We start from the raw sequence: 21,904 nt of genomic DNA, 5'->3' as shown, positions 1-21,904 counted from the left end.
TGGATGTCTGGGCCTCAGGGGAGGCCTGTGGGGCCTCTCCAGGAAACCAAGGAATGGTGTTGAAACCAGTGTTTATGCCGCCAACCGTGGCACTGAAGGCAGTGAAACCAAGGAATGGTGTTGAAACCTTAGAATGACGCCAGAGCAGATGCTGAGGAACCCCTGGGAAACCAAGGAATGGTGTTGAAACTATCTGTTTGGGACGTCTATACCTGGGACTACTGATTTCTGAAACCATCTGATGGTGTTGAAACGCGTTGCGTTGCTGTTCAGGTTCATTGCCGTAGACGTGGAGGAAACCATCTGATGGTGTTGAAACTTCATAGACAGCGTAAACACCTCTGTCCATATTTTGGCATTCTCCCTATCCTCGAAGAAACCACAAGATGGCGCTGAAAAGCTGTGGCGGCTATCCAGGTGCCTCACTCCCAGAAGTTAAACCGTGAAACTTTATTGAAACAGTACTAGGCTTTCAGTGGGACTGCTGACGCCTCCGACCTTCCCAAAATTTCTGGGACTGTGCCGGCCAGCCTGGGACTATCCCAGAGGTGCTTCAGACTATCAATAAAGCCCCTCGACGCAGAGTATATTCTGGGAGTGAGACCGGGTGAGTGAGATGACTGAGGAAGAGTACGTGGGCGTGAGGAAGCTTCTCGAGGGCGCCCTCGGGGGCTGCCTCGAGGGCGTCAGGTCCTCCTGGAGGCCCGCGCCGGAGCCCAGCTACTACAGCTACGTCGCGGAGGACGGGGGCAAGGGGCTTGCAAGGTCTGCTGACGGCCTTGCATACTACTACGTCAGGGCCGCGGCGCTGAGCAGGGGGCACGTTAACTTCGTGGAGGACAGCTACCTTGTCTTCCCTCCCCAGTCCGAGAGCAGGAGGAGCTCCAGGTACATGAAGTCCATGGAGCTGAGGGCCGCGGCCGAGGCCCTGGAGGTCATGCCCAGCGCCCAGCTCGCCCTCTTCGACGGCAGCGCCGTAAGCATGCTCGGCTGGGAGTGGCCTGGAGGGGCCAAGAGGGCCTCGCTTGAGGACGTGGACCAGGAGATGGACCTCGCTGCCAAGCTCGTGGGCTTCAGGGACGCCGCGGAGCTCTGGGAGGAGCTCAAGGGTTACAGGGCCGTCGCGGCCCCCAGGCTGCTCCTCGCGAGGGGGGTGCTCAACGCAGAGGTAGCCGAGGCGCTCGAGCAGCTGGAGCTCATGGCGCACGCCTCCAGGGTCCTGGCGCAGCTCGCCGGCGAGGGCCACCTGGCGGTCTTCACCGCCAAGAGCTCCAGGAGGGGGAGCCTGTGCGACGGGGTCAACGACCTCGCTCTCGTGGGCCTCGCGGTCAGGGAGCCGGGCTTCATGCTCGTGAGGCAGGGCACGCTGGCAGAGGCCCTGGGCGAGGGGTCCCTGCCGTCGCTCGGCGGCCTCAGGCAGCTGGCCAGGTCCCTCAACTTCGTCGACGTGGTCGCCAGGCTCAGCCCGAGGGGGGCTGTGCTGAGGCTCCAGTCGCTCTCCTCAACGCTGAGCGGCGAGCCCCTGGCGAGGGAGGCGGTGGCCGCCCTCGAGGGGCTCAGGTCCATGGAGGGCTACCCGCTGCCCCTCGTAATGGCCCACGCCAACGCCAGGGTGCCCAGGGACTTCGCGGCCCTGAGGTTCGGCCTCATGGGCTTCAACGAGGCCAGGCTCCTCATGGGGGTGGCTTGAGGTGGCGTGCACCACAGGCGTGGTTACCCACTCGAGCCCGCTCGAGGCGACCGCCTTCACGGCAGGCAGGGCCCTCTCCGTGGGCCAGTACGCGGTTGTTGAGGAGGGCGACAGGAAGTACCTGGCCCTGGTGACCTCCGTGGAGCACGGCAACTCCCTCCTCGAGGCCGTGAGGGCCCCCAGGGAGGCGAGCTTCTACCTGAAGTCCCTTGAGTCCCTCGGGGGCGTGGCGGAGGGGGCCACGGGCAACTACTACAGCGTCAGGCTGAAGCTGCTCGGCGTGCTCGGCAGCTCCTTCGTGCCTGAGGTGGGCCAGCCCCCTCTGGTGGGCTCCTGCGTGAGGCCCGCCACTGACGACGAGGTCAGGGAGGCCCTCAGGGTTGACGCGGGCGTCAGGCTCGGCGTCGTGAAGGCCCAGCAGGGGGTCGAGGCCATGATGCCGGCCGAGGCGGTGTTCAAGCACGTTGCCGTGCTCGCCATGACGGGCTACGGCAAGAGCAACGCCACCTGCGTGCTGGTCAGGGAGCTCGTGAAGAACTACGGGGCTACGGTGCTCCTGCTGGACGCCCACGGGGAGTACGTGGGCCTCGAGGACGACCCCGAGCTCGACGGCCTTGTGATGGTCCACAGGGGCGCGTTCAACCCGTTCACCATGAGCGAGGCCGACTTCGTGAACCTGGCAGGGCTGCCGCCCAACGCCTCTAACGAGGCGAGGGCCCTGAGGCTCTCGTTCAGGCTCCTCAGGTACCTCAAGGGGTACTCGTCGAGCCTCGACGACGACCTCAGGAAGTGCCTTGACAACGCGCACGGCAGGGAGGTGGCCTCCTGCGCCAGCAAGGAGTTCAGCGAGGCCCTCAGGTGCGTCGTAAACAGGTGCGGCGACGAGTTCCTCAGGGGAGCCAACAGCGCCAAGCAGAGCCTGGCGTCCCTGCTGAACAGGCTCGACGACGCGCTCCACGACCTCGGCAGGCTCCTCAGCGACAGCGCCCCGGTCGACCTGACCAGCCTCGTGGTCCCAGGCAAGCTCAACGTGTACGACCTGAGCGAGTACGACGTCAACGAGGCTGACGTGGTGGCCAGCTACCTGCTCAGGAGGCTGCTGGAGGAGAGGAAGAGGTACGAGAGGTCCCTCTACGAGGGCGACGAGCCCAGGGGCTACCCGACGCCCGTGGTGGTGGTCCTTGAGGAGGCCCACGTGCTGGTGCCGGCCAACGGCAACACAGAGACCAGGTACTGGGCAGCCAGGGTGGCAAGGGAGGGCAGGAAGTTCGGCGTAGGCCTCGTGCTCGTGAGCCAGAGGCCAAGGGGCCTCGACGTGGACGTGCTGAGCCAGACCAGCACAAAGCTGCTGCTCAGGATGGTAGAGCCCGAGGACCTCAGCCAGGTGAGGAGCTCCAGCGAGGCCCTTGGCGACCTGGCGGAGCTCCTGCCCGGCCTCAGGCCTGGGGAGGGCCTGCTGCTCGCCGACGGCCTCCCAGTGCCGGCCCTCGTAAAGCTGGACCTCTGCCAGTCGCTGAGGAGGTTCAGCAGCGGCAGGTTCCTGAAGGAGTGGAAGGACTACGCGTCGGGCGGCGGCGACATCGGAGGGCTGCTTGGCGAGCTAACCTGAGCCCCCTGGACCCTCTCGAGGGCCCTCACCATGTTGAGCACCTTCCTGCCCTCGTCGGTGAACCAGTAGAGCGTCCGCCTCCCGCACCTGCCGCTCGCCAGGACCCCGACCTCCACGAGATCCTTGAGCTTGTCGTCAATAGTGTTCTCGCTCATCCCCTTCACGGCCTCGTGCACCTGCTCCCTCCAGAAGGCTTTGCCCACTAACTTGAGGCCCCTGCATCTCCTGAGCTCCTCCTCAGGGGCGGAGAGGCCGCCGGCCCCCTCCAGTATCCTTATCTTGTCGCTGTCGTTGGCGGCCTCCCAGAGGCCTAGGAACACAGAGCTCGAGGCCCTAAGGCTTATGACGTCGCCGCTGTACCCCTGGCCGCTCTGGGGGTAGTTCCTCATGGAGAGCTGCACCTCCGGCCCTCCCCTGGGCCTGAGGAACAGAGTCATGGCCAGGGCGGCGAACACCATGGCGACGGCCACGCCCCTCAGGCCGCTGCTCACGTCGAGGACTACCCTCTCGTAGTCCCTGCTGTCACCTATGGCATCACCCACCAGCTTGACTATCTCGTAGGCTATGTCGAGGGTGTCGGTGCTGCTTATGTCGTGTAGGTCCCTGACGCTATGGCAGTACTTGTGCTCCCTGAACAGGTCCTCCCTGAGGTCAAGGTACGCCCTGGCCACATCCACGACCTCGCTGGGCCCTGAGCCCCTCATGCCCTCTAGGGCCTCCCTGGCGGCCCTCATGGTCTCCTCGTCGCACCCCCTCCCGGCCTCCTCGCCCCTCCTGAGGGCGTCTATGACCCCCTGCCAGAGCCTGGTGGAGGAGCTGGCTGGGACGAGCAGCAACGCCCTGGGGAACTCGCCGGCGCTGAAGGCGGCGTCTATGGAGCCCTTCATCAGGTCCTTGGTCTTGCTGAGCACGAGGAGGACCAGCGTCCTGCCCACAGAGGTCCCCTCTTCGTATTGGCGCCCGCGGGAAATAAGCTGGCCGGGGCAGGCTGAAATCAGATCATGGCGGCCGTCTTCAGGCCGAGGCCTTAGCTGTGGGCACGGCGTCACGCTGGTAGGGTTGACAACCAAGGCTTGAATGACAGCTTAGCGCTCCGCTGCGCAACTTCACCGAGGCCCCGCGGGCGCCGCAGTCGCCGCGACATCAAGGCACAGGGCCTCCGCGCGGCCCAGCGCTTCGTCGAGGGCTCTCCCCTCTACCTAAGCTTTGAGGCGGCGCTGCGGAGCGCTGCGTACGACGCCAGCAGCAGTATCATTATAATGAAGAGGACGACCTCAATTAGGTCGCCGACCGCGCGAAGGTTCATCGCCGGGACCCCCACGGCTGTTATGAAGGCGAAGAAGAGCCCCACTAGCACGTCCCTGCCCGCCCCGGCGTAGCCCCCCTGCTGCTCCATGCCGCTCGGGCTGGAGTGGCCCTTCACGATGGAGCTGTTGGCCTTTGACACCGCGATAATCATGATGAGGCTCATGATGAACAGGAACCAGAGCTTCGGCATCACGAAGGCCGTGAAGAAGGAGGTCAGCAGCAGGGGCCACAGGAGGACGAGGATCCCTTTGTTTACCTTCCTCGCCCTGTCCGCGTAGGCGAAGGCAACACTGGTCGGGGCGGTCGCCTGCGCCGCCTCGGTCGACGCAGTCTGCGGCGGCACGCTCGTCTCGGTGGGCCTGGCCCTCCTACTGCCCCTGGCTTTCCTCCCGGTGGACCTAGCCGTCCGGCTGCCCTCGCTTTCCCCCTGAGGGGGGGCCTTGAGGGCCCCAGCCGCGGCCATGTCTGCTATGTCCCTCAGCACCCTCGCGGCCGCTGAGGGCAGGGAGCCGTCGCTGGGGCCCTCAAGCGGCAGCGCCTCCGAGGCGCGCCTCACCACCTCGCCCACCGTGTCATTGTACCTGAGCGAGGCCGCCACGAGCACGGCTATCGGGGGCTCCTTCATGCACTGGCCGTTGGGCAGGCACACCTCGACAACGGGCCACCCCTCCCTCACCTGCAAGCCGCTCACGTTCAAGACCAGGTCGGGGCTGACCTCGGGCGACAGGGACCTCACCTTGGCCATGTAGGCCTCGGCGGAGTTGGCGTAGTCCGCCACCTCCTTCAGGAGCTGCGGCGTCAGCTCAGCCCCCCTGAGGTCGGGCGGGGGGCCCGGGGGAGGGGGCAGCCCGAGCGCCGTCGCCACCTCGGAGGCCCTCCTGTATGAAGCGGCCATGCCCGAGAGGGCAGCGAACGCCTCAGACAGCGCGGCGTAGGCAGAGAACGCAACGTCCACGGCGGCCCTCTCGTCCCTGACGTCAACGAACACGCCCTCTCGGGCGTCCCTGTGGGCCTCGCTGGCCAGCCCGAGCACGCCCCAGCACGTCACGGGCCTGGGAGGGGTCCAAAGGGCTACGGCGGCCCTGCCCCTGAAGCCGAGCTCCCTCGCCCTGTACGCCAGCCTCCAGTACTGGGACACGCGGGCCCCCGCCAGCGCGGGGAGCACGAGGGCGGCGGAGAGCACGGGGTCCTCCTCCACAACGGAGGGCGACCTGAGGTCGAGGAGTCCCCTGGGCTGCCCCTTGAGCTGCCCGGCCAGGGCCTCAAGGAACCTGCCGCTGTCCCCGAGGGCTGAGGCCAGCTTACCCGACAGCATGAGGTCCACTATCATGCCTGGGCCGTGAAAGCCCTTCAGCCTCTCGGACTTGTCGTAGTCGCCCGCGGCGCACAGGCCCCTGGCGGCCCTGGCCAGGTCCCTGGAAAGGGCTATCAGCCTGCCCCTGAAGTCATCGCCTGCGAGGGATGAGGCGGCCTCCTTGACGCCCCTCGAGGGCCTCACGCCGAGGCTTGAGAGGTAGAAGGCCGCCGCCTCCTGGGCCCAGCCGCGGGCCACATCAACGGCCACAGCTATGGTCAGGGCCCTCTCCACGAGCTCGATGCTGTCGTTAACGCTGGTGGGCTCGCCCACATCGCAGAGACCTCTCAGCTCCCTGACCCCTGTAGCTGGCAGGTCGCTGGTGCAGGCGGCGTTTATGTATCGCCCGGAGTCGGCGGCCATGTAGCTCCTGAGGACTGTGGCCCTCTTCCTTATGTCCTCCACTGATATGTGGTAGTCCCTCAGGAGCCTTGACAGCTCCCTCGCGTCCCTCGCGCCCCTCACTATTGACTTCAGCTCGTCGTAGGCCGTCACGAGGTCCCTCATCTCATTCATGCGGTCCTTAAAGACGGCGCTGAGGGAGGGAGGGGGGTTGTGAAGGACATCGTCAAGGTACTCCAGGAACGCCTCCTCCTCGCCCAGGCTGAGGGGCGCGGACAACCCTTGTCACTTCTGTCAGCCGTAGGCGCTGATGAACTCCTCGGCCATCTCGGAGGCCTTGCGCTGGACCGTTATAATGGAGTTCCTGAGCTCCTGGAGCTCCCTCAGGGCGAAGTAGTCCCCCTTCTTCGACGCCTCGACCTCGGAAAGCTTCGTCAGCGTGGCCTCCAGGCTGTTGGACGCGCTCGAGAGCACGTTGTAGACGTCCGACACGGTCTCCTTTATGCCCATGAGCGCCCTGTCTATGACCTCGCTCCTGGCGACCCTGTTGGCCTCGGCTATTTTGTCTATGTCAGCCTTAACCTTGGGCACCTCCAGCGACGCTATGTCCTCGGCCAGCCTGCCTATCTTCTCTATGGGGACCGCGGTGCCGCCCTTTGAAAGCATTTCAATGGCGCCTGAGACCTCCTTCATGTAGTTGTCGAAGGCGTTCCTTATCTTGGCGAGCCCCTCGTAGACGAACGCCAGCCTCAGGACCCCCCACATGTCTATGTAGTCAAGCTCTGGGTCGTAGCTTGACCAGAAGTCAACTATCCTCTTCACGCCCTCCGCCGGCGACATGCCGCTCACCCTGACGCCCGTCAGGTCCTCGAAGTCCTTAAAGTCGCCGTAGAAGAGCGCGTGGTGAAGGCCTATGTTCTTCTGGAGCTTCAGCTGCTCGTAGCTCCTCTTCAGGTAGCTGATGTCGGTGAAGACGTAGTCCCCACTCCCAGCTATGCTCCACAGGTATATCCCGTGGATTATCCTGTAAGACGATATCGAGAACTTCTTGGCGGGGACGTAGCCCAGCCTGAAGGCGGGGTTGGAGGCCTTGCTCTGCAGGGCGAGGGTTATGGTCTTCTCGGTAGGGAAGTCGGCCGTTGACACGTTCTCAGGCGCTGTGGTGACGAGCTGCAGTATGTTCCTTATGGGGGGAGTGTAGACCACGCCCTCCCTCGCCAGGTCGGGGTTGTACTTCCTCACGAACTCCATGAAGGGGCTTGTGCTCCCTATGGGGGCCTTTATTAGGTCATAGTTGAGGTTGGCCATGGTCTGCCCGACCCCGGCCAGGGTGCCCGAGAGGTTGGTGAGCGCCGACTTGAAGGCGTCCTGCAGCCCCAGCCTGGTTATCATGCCGTAGAGGTTGGCAGTCTGCAGCTGGCCTACGTCTATGTCATCAGGTGACTTCACGGGGAACACGTACTCGATTGACGATATGGGCGGCGACCTGAGGAAGCTTATCGTGTCCGAGACGGCCGCCCTGAACTCCGACACCTGCCTGCTCAGCTCTGGGTATCCCAGGGGCTCGGACTGCGACATGAGCCTCTTGTAGTCGCCCTCCAGCGACGTCACGGTTATCGTGCCCGTCGAGAGGTTTGACTTGATGGAGAGCATGTCCTTCATCATGTCCTGCTTCCTCCTCTCGAAGCTGGGGTACATGAGCGCTGACTGCATGTCCCTGTAAAGGGCGTCTATGTCATTTAGTATGCCGGACACGTCCGACTTGAGGGCGTTGAGCGAGGCCTCAGCTTCGCTGAGGGAGTCCCTGATGCCCTTCTCCCTCGACTCAACCTCGCCGAGCACGGGCTCGCCAACAAGCTTGAGCCACGAGAGCTTCGACGCCGGGAAGTAGATCTCATACCTGCTGAAGGTCAGGAGGTCTATGGGCTGCAGGTACGTCCTCAGGTCCTCCAGGTCAAAGGTGTGGGCGAAGGCCGTCCCCTGCTCGACCCCCTTGCCCTCGCCCTTCCTAGGCGCCCCTGAGGTGCCCAGGTCGAACAGGAACCTTGAGAGGGCGAGGCCTATCATGAGGTCCACGTTCCTGACCGGCTTCTCCCTGCTCACCAGGAAGAAGAAGTCGAACGGGTAGTTCATGCCCTGCGAGGAGCCGTGCTTCAGGAGGTAGACAAGCTCCTTGATGGCCGCGTAGGCGTTAGCGTGGTTAACCGCGGACTCGTCCTCCTTAGGTACGACGCCCACGCCTGCCACTATTGGGTCTACGCCTGTCAGGTCCTTGACGGCCTTCTTGAGGTCCATGGTTATCTTGAGGAACGACCCCGAGCCTGTTCCCCCTCCGAGCGAGGTCAGGACCACAATCATGGTGCCTGAGTACCCCGTTGCCGACTTGAGTGACTCCAGCCTGTGCTTGACCTCGTCTATGAACGCGCTCCTGATAGCGCTGTAGGCCGCGAGGCCCGCGAACCTGAGGTTCCCTGCGGCCTGGACTGGTATCTCGGACTCCTGGTAGAGGCCCGATATCCAGGGGTTGGTGAACCTTATGGAGTCCGGCGTCATGGCCTCGTAGTGGTTGAAGACGTAAAGCTTCGGCGCGACCTCCGTGCCCTCGTACTGCTTCCTCAGCCTCTCCGCGTTGGAGGAGTTAAGGTCGAAGAAGACGAAGAGGAAGGGGTTGGTGGGCTCGTCCTTTATCGCCCCCTGCGAGCGCAGGTACTCTATGTAGCTCTCCAGGAGGGCCGACCCCCCGCCCCCTATGCCGACGATCACGTAATTCACCTTGGGTATTGAGAACTCCGGCATGGTTGGGCGCTCGTTCACGCCCTTGATGATCACGTCCGGGTTCCTGTCAGCTATGTCCTTCAGCTGCCTGGCCTTAGCTATGAGCGCCTCCGTGCTTGATATGTCATCCCTTATCCTCTTCAGCTTGCCAGACAGCGAGGAGGCGTCCGCGAGGGCCTTGTCGCTCCTCAGCTTTATGTTGTTGTACCTGTTGGCCAGCGACTGGTACTGCCTGTACTTGCCGTAGAACATGGCGAGGGGCACTATCAGGAGCACCACGCTTATGCCGAGCAGCACGGAGTAGATGGCGTAGAGCAGCACGGTGGGCAGCGCGGCGAGCCCCGGCGACATGAACGAGTATATGGCCACCCCCAGCAGAGTGAGCACGGACCAGGCCACGGTGTAGGCAATGTTAATGACGCTGATCCCTGACTCCTTGGTTATTATCTTGCCCGTCAGCATCCACAGGGCTACGAACTCCAGCGCGGCGAGGCCTATACTTATTATTCCAGCGTAGGAGAAGAGGACCGGCACTAAAAGGCTTCCCATCTGTTTTCCACTTCCTGTCAAGTAAGTTGTGTGCTTATGTTAGCATAAAAAACTTTTGATATTTTCTATAAATTTATGTTATATATTTGTGCCCGAGGGCAGGGCCTTGCCGAATTAGGCGTTAACGTAAAACTACAAAAGGGGCTTAGGGTTGAGCGGCGGTCAGCTCATCAGTTCACAACATGGGATCAGCGCCGTCGGGCCCCGCCCGCTGTTATATATTATAAAAGGAAGTGAGATAGCCCGAGCGGCCGCCAACCGCGACAAAGGCAGCCGAGCGGCTCCAGGATGAGGTTGCCCTGAGCTGTCGATGACTACATGTCCCTTGCCCAGTAAGCTGCAACGGGCCAGCCGCCACTAATGGCGGTGGAGCCGCGAGCCGCGGGGCGTGCGATGCCGCAGCGGCAGCCCGCGCTTTTCAGCGCCTACCGTGGGCCCCTGGGAAAGGCGGCCTGTGGCAATACTTATATTTCAGTGGGCTAACAGAGGAAATCGAGGCCAGCTGGCTTCGGAGCTAGCCTGTTGAGGTCCAGGTTAGTCCTGTTCGTCCTAGCGGCGGTCCTAGCGGTCCTCCTGCTCCCCCTTCACCCGGGAGCCAGCGGCGCAGAGCCCGCGGAGGGCAACATTGTGGTGACCATATATAACGTCAACGGCGAGCCAGCAGCTGAAGTTCCGGGGGTGGCCTACGGCGTCCTGGTGAGCCCGTCAAACGGCAACGTCGTTGCCACGGCCTACATGAACGCCAGCTCGCAGGTGGCGTTCCTCGGGGTGCCCCCGGGGACCTACCAGCTCTACGTGTACCACTACCCCAACAGCGGGCTGAACGCGACGGAGTACTGGGGCTCCATGCAGGTGACGGCCTCCTCAGGCGTCACCTCGGCCTACGCCTTCCGCAGGGACACGCCTTGGATATCCTCCTGGCGGGCTTCATACCTCGGCAACGGCAGCTACTCCATAACAGTTGATGTTAACAACTCGCTGGGCTCGCCCGTGCAGGGCCTGATTTTCCTCGTGGTCTCACCCTACATGCAGTTCGCGGGGGCGACGAACCTGAGCGTGCAGGCCACCTATGAGCCTGGCGTCAACGCATACAACTTCACCTTCACCCCGTCGGCGGGCGGCGCCTACTTCGTGTATCCAGTGGCCTACTCATACATAGGAAACCCCCGCGGCACCCCGGTGGCCACGGACCAGGACTACTGGAGGCAGGCCTTCGTTGCGTATGTGGGCTCGGGGACGAGCTGGGCCAACATGCCAGCCGAGTTCGTGGGCGTGCCCCCGTCCTCGTCGCCCCTGCTGCTCAACGTCTCCTATGCGCTGACCGGAGGCGGGTACGAGTACGTCATCGCTGGGGTCTCAGAGTTCCCCTCGGGGAGCGCGTACGCGGGCTCATACGCCTTCTCGTATGAGGACGTGGGCAGCTCGCCCGTCGAGGTCATGGAGGCCGACGTGGCCGGAAGCGGCGCGGTGCTGTTCCTGGTGAGCACAACGGGGAACCTGACCGCGTACGTATATGACAACGGGGCCCTTGTCTGGTCGGGGACCTACTATAACTACATAGTGCCATTCTACGTCTACATACCGGGCCTGAGGGGCAGCGTGGCCGTGTACGTGGAGTCCCCCTCGGGGGCCACGAACGTCAGCGGGGGGCTGGTAGAGTACCTGGGCGGGCCCCCAACTGTCATGCCCCTGTACTTCTTCACCGACATCCCGTCAAACGAGGGCCTTGAGACCCTCCCGGCCGGAGGGCCCTACTACTTGTTCCTCACGGCCTACGGTGACGGCCACGCCTCGGTCTTCATTAACTCAAGCCTGGTGGCTGACATAGCGTTCAACGTGCTGGCCCCCTACGGGAGCTTTCCGGCCGATGGGACGCACCAGGGCGCCGCGGGCCTCCTTGGGCCCGTCGACAGCGGGCCCGGCCTTAACGTGACGGTCGAGGCCTCGGCCCCCCAGGGCTCGGCCATGTACTCAGCCCCCATGCTGCTTGTGTTCCCTCAGGGCAACACGGTGCTGGCGTCCTACAACTTCTCCTTCCTTGGGGTGGGCAGCTCCCCGCAGGTGCAGGACATAGGCTACGCCCCGCCTAACTCCTCGGCCCTGGTGCTTTACTTCACGTCCGACGGCTGGGGAGGGGTGACGCTCTACGAGCAGGGGCGGCAGGTAAACGGCCTCTACCGCTTCGGCTCGGGCGGCGAGGAGGGCCCCGGACTCGAGTACTACCCCAACGTCAGCGGGCAGCTGGCGCTCTCCGCCAGCTGCGACACGGGCACCACTGACATGGGGGGCGTGGTGATCATCTTCAGAGGGCGGCCCCCGCTGTATGAGCCCATGCCTACCCTGGTAGCTGGCTCCACGGCAGTCATGTCGGCCCTCACGCCTGAGGGGGGAGCGGTCTACGTGGCGGCCATGGGCTTCGGCTCAGGCGCGGAGTCGTTTTACGCCAACTCCTCAGAGTTCGGCGCTGTTGAGGAGCCGAGCGGCTCAGCGTCGGCGTCCCTGGGCACTATTTCCTTTGTCGAGGCGGGCCTCCCAGGCGGGAGCCTGTGGGGCGTTGAGCTCGCAGGCCTCACTAGCAACACCACCTCAGGCGTCATAACCTTCACCGAGGCGCCCGGCAGCTACGAGTTCCGCGTCCTGCCGCCGCCCAGCTTCACCGCCTCCCCCTTGAGCGGGGTGGTCCAGACCGGGCAGACGGTCTACGTGAGCTTCTCACCGTCGTCTTCCTCCACCTCTACGACTGTGACTACCGTTACTGCGACTTCAACTACTACAGTCACAAGCACTATCACTACCACGAGCAACTATACTACGACTGCCACCGAGACGACCACGACCACCACAACGACAACTGTTACTCCTCCGCCCTCTACCGTAACTTACACCACCACGACAACGGTGCGCGTGACAAGCCCGACGACCTACACCATCACCAGCACCGCCTACAGGACGCCGACCGCGACCCACACCACAACGCCGACAACTGCTACGTACTCACGGGTCAGGATCAGCACGGCCCCGATAGCGGCGGCAATAGCCATAATAGTGGCGGGCGCGGCCGTTGCAATTCTCTATAGGCTGAGGCGCGGCCGCGCCTAGCTGCCCTCGGCCTTTTCTTCACTTTTTTTATTTTTGTTTTCAGTAAAGAGCTGTACTTAGGTAACTTGCTGCGCTGAAAGTCAGCTCGCTATGAAAATGGCTCAAATCCTGGAGCACGTGCCCTGCCCGATCTCGCCCGGCCGACCCCGCGGCCCGACCGACGGCTTTAGCTCCTGAGCGAGGAGGCCTGGTCTACGTGCTCAGCAGCCCTGCCGGCTGATAAAGGGCCTGGGGCTGAGGGCCGCGCTAGGCGCTCACCACGGCTTAGCTCGGCCTCCTGGGCCCTCATGCTTCCTAATAATAGAAAGTGGGAACTTAGGCGGTTTAATTACAGGTAAAATTTTTATTTTTCCCACTATTTGTTGTAACTCCGATATACATGAGGTGATCCTGGTGGGCAGCTCGAACTCCTACATAGAGAAGGCGCAGGCGAGCGACAGGGAGCTGAGGAAGGCCCTAGGGCTCCTCGAGATAATGTTCCTGGTGCTCGGCGCCATAATAGGCAGCGGCTGGCTCTTCGGCTCCTTCTACGCGGCCGCCATGGCAGGCCCGGCCGCCATAACGTCATGGATTATAGCGGGCGTGCTCCTGCTCTTCGTGGCCCTCGCCTTCGCCGAGCTCTCGGGCGCTATACCTAAGACCGGCGCGATAGTCAGGTACCCGCAGTACAGCCACGGGAGCTTCGCCTCGACCCTGCTCGGCTGGGCCTACTTCCTGAGCGCCGTGACAGTGGCCCCAGCAGAGGCTGAGGCGGCTGTGACCTACCTCTCCACCTGGTGGCCCTCCAAGTGGCCCCCGCTGACCTACTCAACTACAGTGGCCGGCGTCACGGTGACCCTGCTCACCGGCGTGGGCTTCGCCATAGCCTTCGCCTTCCTCACAGCGTTCTTCCTGCTCAACTGGTTCGGCGTCAGGCTGCTGGGCGCCGTGACCCACGGGGCCGGCTGGTGGAAGCTGGTCATACCGTTCGCCACAGTCATACTGATACTTGTCCTCATTTTCCACCCGGCCAACTTCGCCTCGCTGGCTTACTCGGGCGGAAACATAACGGTTGGCAACAAGACCTACTCGTTCTCCCCGGCCCACGGCTTCGCCCCCTACGGCTGGGCCCCGGTGTTCTTCGCGCTGCCCACAACAGGCATAGTGTTCGCCTACCTTGGCTTCAGGCAGGGCCTTGAGTACGCCGGCGAGGCCAAGAACCCGCAGAGGGACGTGCCCCTCGGCACGATACTCGGCTTCATAATAGCCATAGTGCTCTACGTGCTCCTGCAGGTCTCCTTCGTGGGAGGCATAGACTGGTCCAGGTACCAGATGAACCTGACCTACACCTACCCGAACGGGACCACGGTCTACAAGGTGGTCCAGCTCTCGCCCGGCAACTGGCAGGGCCTCGGCTACACCGTGCTATCCTCAGGGCCCTTCTACGAGCTGCTGGCGGTGAGCGGCATCGGCATACTGCTTGGCTGGGCCTTCATACTGCTCATTGACGCCGTCGTCTCGCCAAGCGGCACCGGCTGGATATACGAGGGCACCACGACCAGGGTGCTCTACGGCATGGCTGCAGACGGGGTGCTGCCCGAGTGGTTCCTTAGGCTCAACAAGTACAGGATACCGTGGATAGCCCTGATAACCTCGTGGCTGCTCGGGGCCCTGTTCATGGTGCCCTACTCCGGCTGGGCCCTCATGGTCAGCTTCATATCGCTGACCACGGTGCTGACCTACATAATTGGCGGCTCCGCCCTCATGGTGCTCAGGAGGACGGTTCCCAACATGCCGAGGCCCTTCAGGGTGGGGAGCGACAGGGTCGCCTGGGTGATAGCTGCCATAGCGTTCATAGCCTCCTTCCTGATAGTTTACTGGTCCACGTTCTCGGTGCTCTGGCTGGCGGCGACCTTCATACTTGTCGGCGTGAGCCTCTACTACATGATGGTCGCCCCGTCCAGGTTCGGCGTCAGCAGGGCCCACGGCGTTGCGGCGGGCGTGGTATTCTGGGCAATACTGGCGGCCACCACGTACTTCCTGGTGTGGAGGAACGTCATGTCCGTGGCCCCGGTGCCCGTCGACGCCAGGACCGTCGGCTCCCTGGTGGGCTTCGTGGTGGTAAACCTGGGCGCGGCCGTTGGGCTCACGGAGTGGCTCAAGGGGGAGATGAACGAGGAGGGCAGGGCCCACACCAACGCTGGCTACTGGGTGCTCGCCGTGCTGTTCGGCGCCTACACGCTCTCCTGGCTCGGCCAGTACGGCCCCTTCACGTCGCCTATAATACCGTTCCCGTGGGACACCGTGGTGACCGCCCTGGTGGCCCTGGCCCTGTTCTTCTACTCGGTGTACAGCGGCATCTTCACCAGGGACCTCGACGCCGTGCTGAGGGAGCTCGGCGTCGCCCCAGTGCAGGCCGACGGGGGAGGAAAGGGCTCCTGAGACCTGAAGGGCGGCCTAGGCCTTAACTTGGTCTTTTTTATTTCCGTTCGTCCCTGCGCTTTCACCTCGGTCATTTTACGTTCACTCGTGATCGAGTGTAGGGACTGCCCTCGGCCACCTGCCGAGCTCAGCGGCGCGGGGCTCGCATATCACCGCGGCGGCCCTCGCCCGCCCTTCTGGGCACAGCCCACGCTGGCGGGAGCTCATCCTTTGTCAATATTTTGTTTTGTAAACAGATACAAAAAGGGTTTCTGTTAGCATGAGAAATGGTTCAGCCCAGGGCTTGGCCTGATTCTCAGGCGACCTTGGCAGGCCGCGGCCTCACGAGGGCCCCGGCTGCTGGCCTCCCCCTCCGAGCCTCTGGGCAAGGGGGTCGGCCTCCACGAAGGTAATTATCCAGCCCACCACGTCCGCGAAGGGGACTATTATCAATATCCCGGCCACCCTCAGGAGGTCGTCGTTGAGCCTGCTGCCGACGTCATAGACCTCAAGGCCGGGGAATATGGAGGCCAGGAGCACGCCGACCCAGCCCAGGGCCGCCACGGCATAGCCGAGCTCCCTGACAACGATTACAGCTATCAGGGCGCCGGGCCCCGGGATGGAGGCCAAAGCCATCAGCGCGGCGGCCGCCATTATCAGCTCCCCGAGCGCCACGGCCCCAAGGGCATACGGAACGTACCTGACCCAGCCGGAGCCGTCGTACTGGCTGAGGCCTGAGGAGCGGAGGTCCCTCAGGGAGGCCTCGAGGCTCCCCCTGGACCTTGTCAGGAAGAGGTAGGCCCCGACGCCCGTGACGAGGAAGCCCACGACGGGGATCCCCGCCCCTATCGCAGCCAGCAGCAGGGATATGAAGGCCCAGAGGGACCCCTCCTTCAGCTGCTCCGCGGCAGCCTTGGCGTAACCTTGGCTCATAAGCCGTCAACTCATGTACATGGGTTCGGCCAGGTATATATGCTGACCCTCGCCTTGGCCCCGCGCGGCCTCGGCCAGCTGAAGGGCGTGTTAGGGGAGGCGCTGGTCATATGATACGTGAGGGACGGCTACGCCACGCGGGGCCTCCTGAGACAAAGGACTACCTTGATTCTATTATTTTACTTCCCTTTTCCCACTCATTTCATTATCAAGATGGCGAAGTTGTCTGGAGACGCCATTATCAAAGCCCTCCCGCTAAGGCTGGCGCGCCCCTTAGCGACTTTTTATAGTCTGGAGGGCTTCGGCCTGGCCAGCGATCAGTGGGGAACGACAGCAGCAATTAGACTATAGGTTAGGCAGCAGAGGAAGCAAAGAAGCTCGAGAAACTCAAGTGAGTTCTTCGACGTCACGGGCTTAAGGCTTTCTTTTCTGATTATGACTAGAGTAGGGGCGAACCGCGTGCCTACGTTGTGCCTGTTAAGGCATGGGGAGTCGCTGTGGAACAGGGAGAACAGGTTCACTGGCTGGGTTGACGTACCACTAACCGACAAGGGCAGGGAGGAGGCCATCAGGGCTGGGCTTCTTCTAAGAGGTTATAGGTTTGATGTGGCCTACACGAGCAGGTTGGAGAGAGCTATTGAGACCCTGGAGCTGGTGATGCTAGCCATGGGCTATCGCGTGCCAGTAATTAAAGACGAGCACTTAAATGAAAGACATTACGGAGACTTGCAAGGCCTAAACAAGGATGAGATAGCCAAGACATATGGAGAAGAGCAGGTCAGGCTATGGAGGAGGAGTTTCAGAGCAAGGCCTCCCAACGGGGAGAGCCTAGAGGACACTCAGAGGAGGACAGTGCCGTTCTTCAAGAATACTATACTGTTGGACCTTGTTAATGGCAAGAACGTCTTAGTGGTAGCGCACGGCAACAGCCTAAGGTCAATAATAATGTACCTTGAGGACGTACCTGAGGATAAAGTACCTCAGCTGGAGATACCAACAGGCCAACCCATAGTTTATGATGTCTACTGGGACCAAGAGGCCCATATGCTGAAGATAAGATCTAAGAGCGTTTTAAGGTAGCTAATGTAGTTATTCATATAGTTACTCATCGCGCAATCCTAAGTAAACATAAGGGCTCTACGGTCAAGCAAGGCCTATACTTACAGTGGAAGCCTGAGTTTTCCCTATCCATACAGAACACGCCTTAGACTTGGGGACCCCGCAGCAGGATCAGTCAAAGGGCCAGCTTGACCTCTCCGGCATGGTCTATCTATGAGTTAGCAGTGCCAGCTACGTGGGGCTGGCCAGGTGGGCCCAAGACTAGCCTAATGGAGACCAGTGAAAGGACTAGGATAATTGCTGGAGTATCAAACTGGCTCCTAGCCACGGTTATCCTAGTGTTGTCTATGCATGTTGGGCTGTTGTGGCCATCTTCTTGACCGAGCTCCACAGCTTCTTCTCAGGGCTTCTATAGAAAAAGCGAAGAAATGAGAGCAGTCATAAGCATCTACAACTGCGGCCCTGACGTGCCTGACCACCCTCAGCGGACAGTGGCCAACAAGGCCAAGGGCCTACGGCAGGGGCCTCCTTGAGCCCCTGGCTGCCCCCAGGGCGGCCTCTATGGCCTCAGCCACGGCCGACCCTATGAAGTCCCTGGTGAGCCCCCTGGCGGGGGACCTAAGCGTGGCGGGCCCCTCGCCCGGCCTCACGTAGACCTTCGCGCCCCTCGGCGAGCCCTGGAGGCACTCGCACCTGCCGAAGTCAACGCTGTAGCCCAGGGCCTTCATGACCTCAGCCTCGGCGTCGCTGGCATGGCCCACGTCGAGCTCCAGGGCCTCCCAGTAGTTGACCTGCACCACCGCGACCTCGGGCGGCAGGGAGGGCATCATGTCCCTGAGGGCAGCCTCGACCGCCGGGGAGTTGCCGTAGTGACCGTTCACTATGACCACGTTTCTGGCCCCGGACCTCACCAGCGACGTTATGACGTCCCTGAGGAGCAGCTGGAGGGCCTGGAGCGAGAGGGACACCGTGCCCGGGGCCAGGGACCACTCGGCGGAGAAGCCGTAAGCTATGGGGGGAGCGAGGACGCAGGGCCCGCTCACCCTCTCGCACGCCGCCTCCGCGACGCCCTGGGCTATCATGAGGTCTGTGCCCAGGGGGCCCTCGCAGTGCTGCTCAACGCTGCCCACCGGTATGATAACTATCGCGTCCTCCCTTGACATGAGCTCCCTGGCCTGGGCGGAGCTGAGCTCCTCGAGCCTGTACAAGCCGCTCACCGACGTGGTTGTGCCTGGACGGTATATTACAATGAGGCCCTGGGAGGTAAGTGCTAAAGCGTTAGAGCCCCCTGGGCATCAGCTATCAGGGGAAGGGGAGGATGGGCAAGGTCAGGGTCAAGTACCTGGGCTTCCTGGCCGACCTTGCCGGCACCAATGAGGCCCAAGTGGAGGTCAACGGCGAGGCCAAGGTAGAGGACATCGCCCCGGTCATAAGGAAGCTGAGGAGGTCCGACTACGTGCTCCTGGTGGACGGCAAGGGAGCTGAGCCCGACACCCCGGTCAGGCCGGGGAGCACGGTTGTGCTGCTGCCCGAGACCGGCGGCGGCTAGAGCCTGAGCTCCACCTCCCTGCCTGGCACCCTGGCCCTGAGGTAGCAGAGCCTCCCCCTCAGGCCCGAGGCCGAGAGCGACCTGGCCACGTACTCTAGAAGGTCCTCCAGCGTCCCCTCCCTCCCCGTGACCTCCCAGAGGGGCCTCCTGTTGGCCCTGCTCAGCGCGGAGTCGAGGGCGGCCCCTATGGCCTCCAGGTCGTCCCTGGCCTCCCCCTCCCCGTAGCAGTAGCAGGCGGTGACCTCAACGTCGTGGCCGTGGAGGCCGTAGCCCATGCTCTCCAGCCTCATGGCCACGCTCACCGTTGAGCTCGCGCAGAGCGACCACTCCAACGGGACCTCACCGCCCTGTACAGGGATATGGCCAGGGCCGCCAGGGCTAACAAGAGTGATCCCCAGGCTATGAGGCTCAAGGCGGCCCCCCGCCCCTCGTGAGTGCTTAGGCTAAAAGTGTCGCGCTCCACTATAAGCTCCGGTGAGCACCCTGGCCTGCGTGGACTCGCCCAGCGACTTCATAAGGAGGTACGGAGTTGACGCCAAGATTGTCGAGTTCGAGGAGAGCGTTGAGACTGTCGAGGCCGCGGCCAGGGCCGCGGGGGCGCCGCCGAGCGACATAGTGAAGACCCTGCTCCTCATAGTGGACGGGAGGCCCATGGCGGTCCTGCTGCCGGGGGACAGAAAGCTTGACTACAGGAAGCTCTCGGAGCTGACCAAGGCCTCGAAGATAAGGATGGCGTCGCCCGACGAGATAGAGGAGCTCACAGGCCTGATGCCAGGAGGGCTCACGCCGCTCTCGGAGTGCATAAGGGGCCTGAAGGTTATAGTGGACGGGAGCATAGCCTCCAAGGAGAGGGTCTGGACCGGGGGAGGCTCGATGAACGCCCTGGCCAACGTGTCAGTAAGAGATCTTTTAAGGGCGCTCAGGCCGATAGTCGCGGACGTCTCGCAGTGAGGCAGAGGACCTTAGCCGCGGCCCTCCTCCTGCTGGCCTTCTCAGCCGTGGGCCTGGCGGCGGCCCTGGAGGTCTACAACAGCTTCTACCTCCACAGGTCGGCCCCGCTGGCCTGCACATACCCGGTCAGGGTCTCCGGCGTTGCAGTGAACTGCCTCGACGTGCTCTCGAGCGGCTACTCGAGGGTCTACAGCTTCAGCCTTGACGAGCTCGCGATAGCGTGGTTCTCGGCGGACCTGGCGCTCTCAGCATTGACAATAGCCACGGGGCTCCCGAGGGCCCTGAGGGTCGCCCAGGCGGCCTGGAGGTTCCTCGGCGTCTCCTTCGTGCCGTACCTGGTCTACCTTGAGCTCTTCAGGATACACGCCATCTGCGTCTACTGCACCACAATGCATGTGATGCTGATAGCCAACGCGGTAGTCGCGGCCGCAGAGCTTAAGGGCTCCGGGCCCCTCTAGGTCGCCCAATCAACCCCTCCTCATCGTTTCCTCGGCCTATGTCGGCCCGCTCATCCCAGGCTATGGTTGGCCCCGAGGTAAATTACGCTTTTTAGGGTTACGTAAGCGCGTCACGGGCGGTCCCTGGCAGCCTTTTCTGGCAGTAACGCTTTACATCTAGTATCCGATATCATAAACGTGTATGTCCACGTTTTAAGCATCTGTCAAATCAATACCAACGCTTAAAAAGACTTGTACATACACAGCCCCAGACGTTAGTCCCCTTGGACGAGGTGAAAATTCTGTGGGAAGTAAACAGGAGCCTGGCGAGAGGGGCTCGAAGTTCAGGGACATATTCAAGGACCTGAGCGACATATTTCACATGTTCTACATAGAGACGGTGCCCTCGTATGGCAACAGCTTCTGGTTCCAGATAGGGTTCTACCTGCTGGTGCTTGCCATAGTGCTGGCCGTCACCGGCGCGATAATGATGTTCTTCGGCCCCTACTGGTGGAACTACAGCGTCGCGGGCATGTACGTTAGCCAGATACACTTCTGGGCCGCTGAAATACTGGTGACGTTGCTGTTCGTCCACATGTTCGTCAACTTCTCCACCAAGGCCTACGAGAAGAGGAAGGACATGTGGGTCCTCGGGACCATAATGCTGCTCCTGGTGCTCATACAGTACGCCTTCGGCATAGGGCTTAACAACAACATAGTGGCACAGTACAACGACAAAAGCGGCGCCGGCCTCTGGAACGCCCTCGGCCTCGGCTGGTTCGTCAACCCAGAGAACTTCGGGGCCGTCCTGGGCTGGCACGCCATAGTTGTGCCAGGCATACTCATGCTCCTGGCCGGGGCCCACTTCATGCTCGCCTGGAGGAGGGGGCTCAGCAAGCCGCACAGGCCGGAGATAAGGTACTCCGTGGTTAAGGCCGACCACAGGAAGATGTTCATAGGGGCGGGCGTCCTCGTGGTCATAGTTATAGCCCTTGGCCTCATACTTGGGCCCCTCTGGGCCTACCCGTTCATACCAGCCCTTGACGCCCAGTGGGCGGCCCAGCACTACCCGGACCTCTTCGCCGCCACGCTGCTGCAGGAGTACAACTACACCTCGGGGACCGCGACCTACCAGAAGTTCTCGATATTCGGCTTCATAAACCCGTACTCTTTCAGGTGGGACAACATAACCTACGTCAACACGAGGGAGGTCTACGTGGTGAAGCCCTACGAGATGCTCATAAACTCCACCGACGGAACCAACTACCTCGCCGAGTTCCAGGCCGAGCCGCCGTCAGTGCAGCTTGAGCAGCTCAACGCGGCCTACAACTACTTCAGTGACAACGGCTCCATAACCGCCGCCCTCCACAACACGTCAAACCCGATAGAGGTCGTGGCGGCCCAGCTGACCGTGATGGCCCAGTCTGGCCTCTACGACGGGGCCCTGAGCCAGGAGACCTGGGACCACAGCAGCCTGGACCAGCTGTATGAGATAAGGCTGATAGCCGACACGGGCCTCATGCACACCATAGAGGGCTTCAAGTACCACCTGCACGAGTACTTCATGGGAATGACGAAGTTCAACGTTGAGCCGTGGCAGATAGGCAGCTACTGGCTGGCCCCCTACGACGCCCTCGAGGCCTGGGGCGACCACATACCTTGGTGGCACACGCTCTACAACGCATCAATAGCCATGGTGTTCTTCCTCATAGTGCTGTTCCTGCCCTGGATACCCGGGCTGAGGAACCTGCCGGACTACCTGAGGCTCTACAAGATATTCTGGAACAGGTACACGATACCTGAGATGAGGGGGCAGGAGGCCAGGAAGGGCAAGTGACTTCCAGTTTTT

The 21,904-nt window shown here is 62.3% G+C and carries 15 protein-coding genes; 9 read left to right on the top strand and 6 right to left on the bottom strand.

Going from position 1 to position 21,904, the window contains the following annotated elements; all coding sequences use genetic code 11:
• The first annotated feature begins 616 nt into the window (after positions 1-616).
• On the top strand, positions 617-1,690 hold the full coding sequence (locus ASAC_RS07605; protein WP_013267420.1) for a DNA double-strand break repair nuclease NurA: 1,074 nt from the start codon (positions 617-619) through the stop codon (positions 1,688-1,690).
• Position 1,691: 1 nt separating this feature from the next.
• The gene (locus tag ASAC_RS07600; protein WP_048812909.1) at positions 1,692-3,299 is read left to right on the top strand and encodes an ATP-binding protein; all 1,608 of its coding nucleotides are present in this window, start codon (positions 1,692-1,694) and stop codon (positions 3,297-3,299) included.
• Here the strand turns inward: ASAC_RS07600 and ASAC_RS07595 are convergent.
• The 3 genes from ASAC_RS07595 to ASAC_RS07585 all read right to left on the bottom strand — a co-directional run bounded on the left by ASAC_RS07595 (position 3,248) and on the right by ASAC_RS07585 (position 9,627).
• Positions 3,248-4,234 carry a hypothetical protein gene (locus ASAC_RS07595; RefSeq protein ID WP_048812908.1) on the bottom strand — a complete coding sequence of 329 codons (987 nt, stop codon included), beginning with the start codon at positions 4,232-4,234 and terminating at the stop codon, positions 3,248-3,250. The genes ASAC_RS07600 and ASAC_RS07595 overlap by 52 nt on opposite strands.
• Before the next feature lie 260 nt (positions 4,235-4,494).
• Positions 4,495-6,582, bottom strand: a complete 2,088-nt coding sequence (locus tag ASAC_RS07590; RefSeq protein WP_013267418.1) for a hypothetical protein — start codon at positions 6,580-6,582, stop codon at positions 4,495-4,497.
• A 15-nt stretch (positions 6,583-6,597) separates the two neighbouring features.
• A complete protein-coding gene (locus ASAC_RS07585; RefSeq protein WP_013267417.1) occupies positions 6,598-9,627 on the bottom strand; it encodes a tubulin-like doman-containing protein in 3,030 nt (1,009 codons plus the stop codon).
• Positions 9,628-10,149: 522 nt separating this feature from the next.
• On the opposite strand from ASAC_RS07585, the gene ASAC_RS07580 reads away from it, so the two are divergent.
• Positions 10,150-12,726, top strand: coding sequence for a hypothetical protein (locus tag ASAC_RS07580; RefSeq protein WP_013267416.1), 2,577 nt, complete (start codon positions 10,150-10,152; stop codon positions 12,724-12,726).
• A 393-nt stretch (positions 12,727-13,119) separates the two neighbouring features.
• Positions 13,120-15,147, top strand: a complete 2,028-nt coding sequence (locus tag ASAC_RS07575; RefSeq protein ID WP_238523608.1) for an APC family permease — start codon at positions 13,120-13,122, stop codon at positions 15,145-15,147.
• Positions 15,148-15,468: 321 nt separating this feature from the next.
• On the opposite strand, the gene ASAC_RS07570 is transcribed toward ASAC_RS07575, so the two are convergent.
• Positions 15,469-16,059, bottom strand: coding sequence for a DUF973 family protein (locus ASAC_RS07570; RefSeq protein WP_013267413.1), 591 nt, complete (start codon positions 16,057-16,059; stop codon positions 15,469-15,471).
• Between the two features lie 459 nt (positions 16,060-16,518).
• On the opposite strand from ASAC_RS07570, the gene ASAC_RS07560 reads away from it, so the two are divergent.
• Positions 16,519-17,139 carry a 2,3-bisphosphoglycerate-dependent phosphoglycerate mutase gene (locus ASAC_RS07560; protein ID WP_048812906.1) on the top strand — a complete coding sequence of 207 codons (621 nt, stop codon included), beginning with the start codon at positions 16,519-16,521 and terminating at the stop codon, positions 17,137-17,139.
• A gap of 491 nt (positions 17,140-17,630) precedes the next feature.
• Here ASAC_RS07560 and ASAC_RS07555 read toward each other — a convergent pair whose 3' ends face one another.
• Positions 17,631-18,326, bottom strand: coding sequence for a creatininase family protein (locus ASAC_RS07555; RefSeq protein WP_013267410.1), 696 nt, complete (start codon positions 18,324-18,326; stop codon positions 17,631-17,633).
• Positions 18,327-18,436: 110 nt separating this feature from the next.
• On the opposite strand from ASAC_RS07555, the gene ASAC_RS07550 reads away from it, so the two are divergent.
• Entirely contained in the window at positions 18,437-18,667 is a 231-nt protein-coding gene (locus tag ASAC_RS07550) for a MoaD/ThiS family protein (protein ID WP_013267409.1), read from the top strand.
• Here the strand turns inward: ASAC_RS07550 and ASAC_RS07545 are convergent.
• Positions 18,664-18,999: a hypothetical protein gene (locus ASAC_RS07545; protein ID WP_048812905.1), complete on the bottom strand. Its 336-nt coding sequence runs from the start codon at positions 18,997-18,999 to the stop codon at positions 18,664-18,666. The genes ASAC_RS07550 and ASAC_RS07545 overlap by 4 nt on opposite strands.
• Positions 19,000-19,141: 142 nt before the next feature.
• Between ASAC_RS07545 and ASAC_RS07540 the strand changes: the two genes are divergently transcribed.
• From ASAC_RS07540 to ASAC_RS07530, 3 genes are all read left to right on the top strand, one after another.
• A complete protein-coding gene (locus ASAC_RS07540; RefSeq protein ID WP_013267407.1) occupies positions 19,142-19,618 on the top strand; it encodes an aminoacyl-tRNA deacylase in 477 nt (158 codons plus the stop codon).
• Positions 19,615-20,076, top strand: a complete 462-nt coding sequence (locus ASAC_RS07535) for a vitamin K epoxide reductase family protein (protein WP_013267406.1) — start codon at positions 19,615-19,617, stop codon at positions 20,074-20,076. Before ASAC_RS07540 ends, ASAC_RS07535 begins: the two co-directional genes overlap by 4 nt.
• Positions 20,077-20,359: 283 nt before the next feature.
• Positions 20,360-21,892, top strand: a complete 1,533-nt coding sequence (locus ASAC_RS07530) for a cytochrome b N-terminal domain-containing protein (protein ID WP_013267405.1) — start codon at positions 20,360-20,362, stop codon at positions 21,890-21,892.
• The last annotated feature ends 12 nt before the right edge of the window (positions 21,893-21,904 follow it).

The organism is Acidilobus saccharovorans 345-15 (assembly GCF_000144915.1).
In the GTDB taxonomy this organism is placed as follows: Archaea; Thermoproteota; Thermoprotei_A; order Sulfolobales; family Acidilobaceae; genus Acidilobus; species Acidilobus saccharovorans.
Note: the sequence above shows the minus strand (reverse complement) of the source record. Positions and strands in the feature narration are given on the sequence as shown.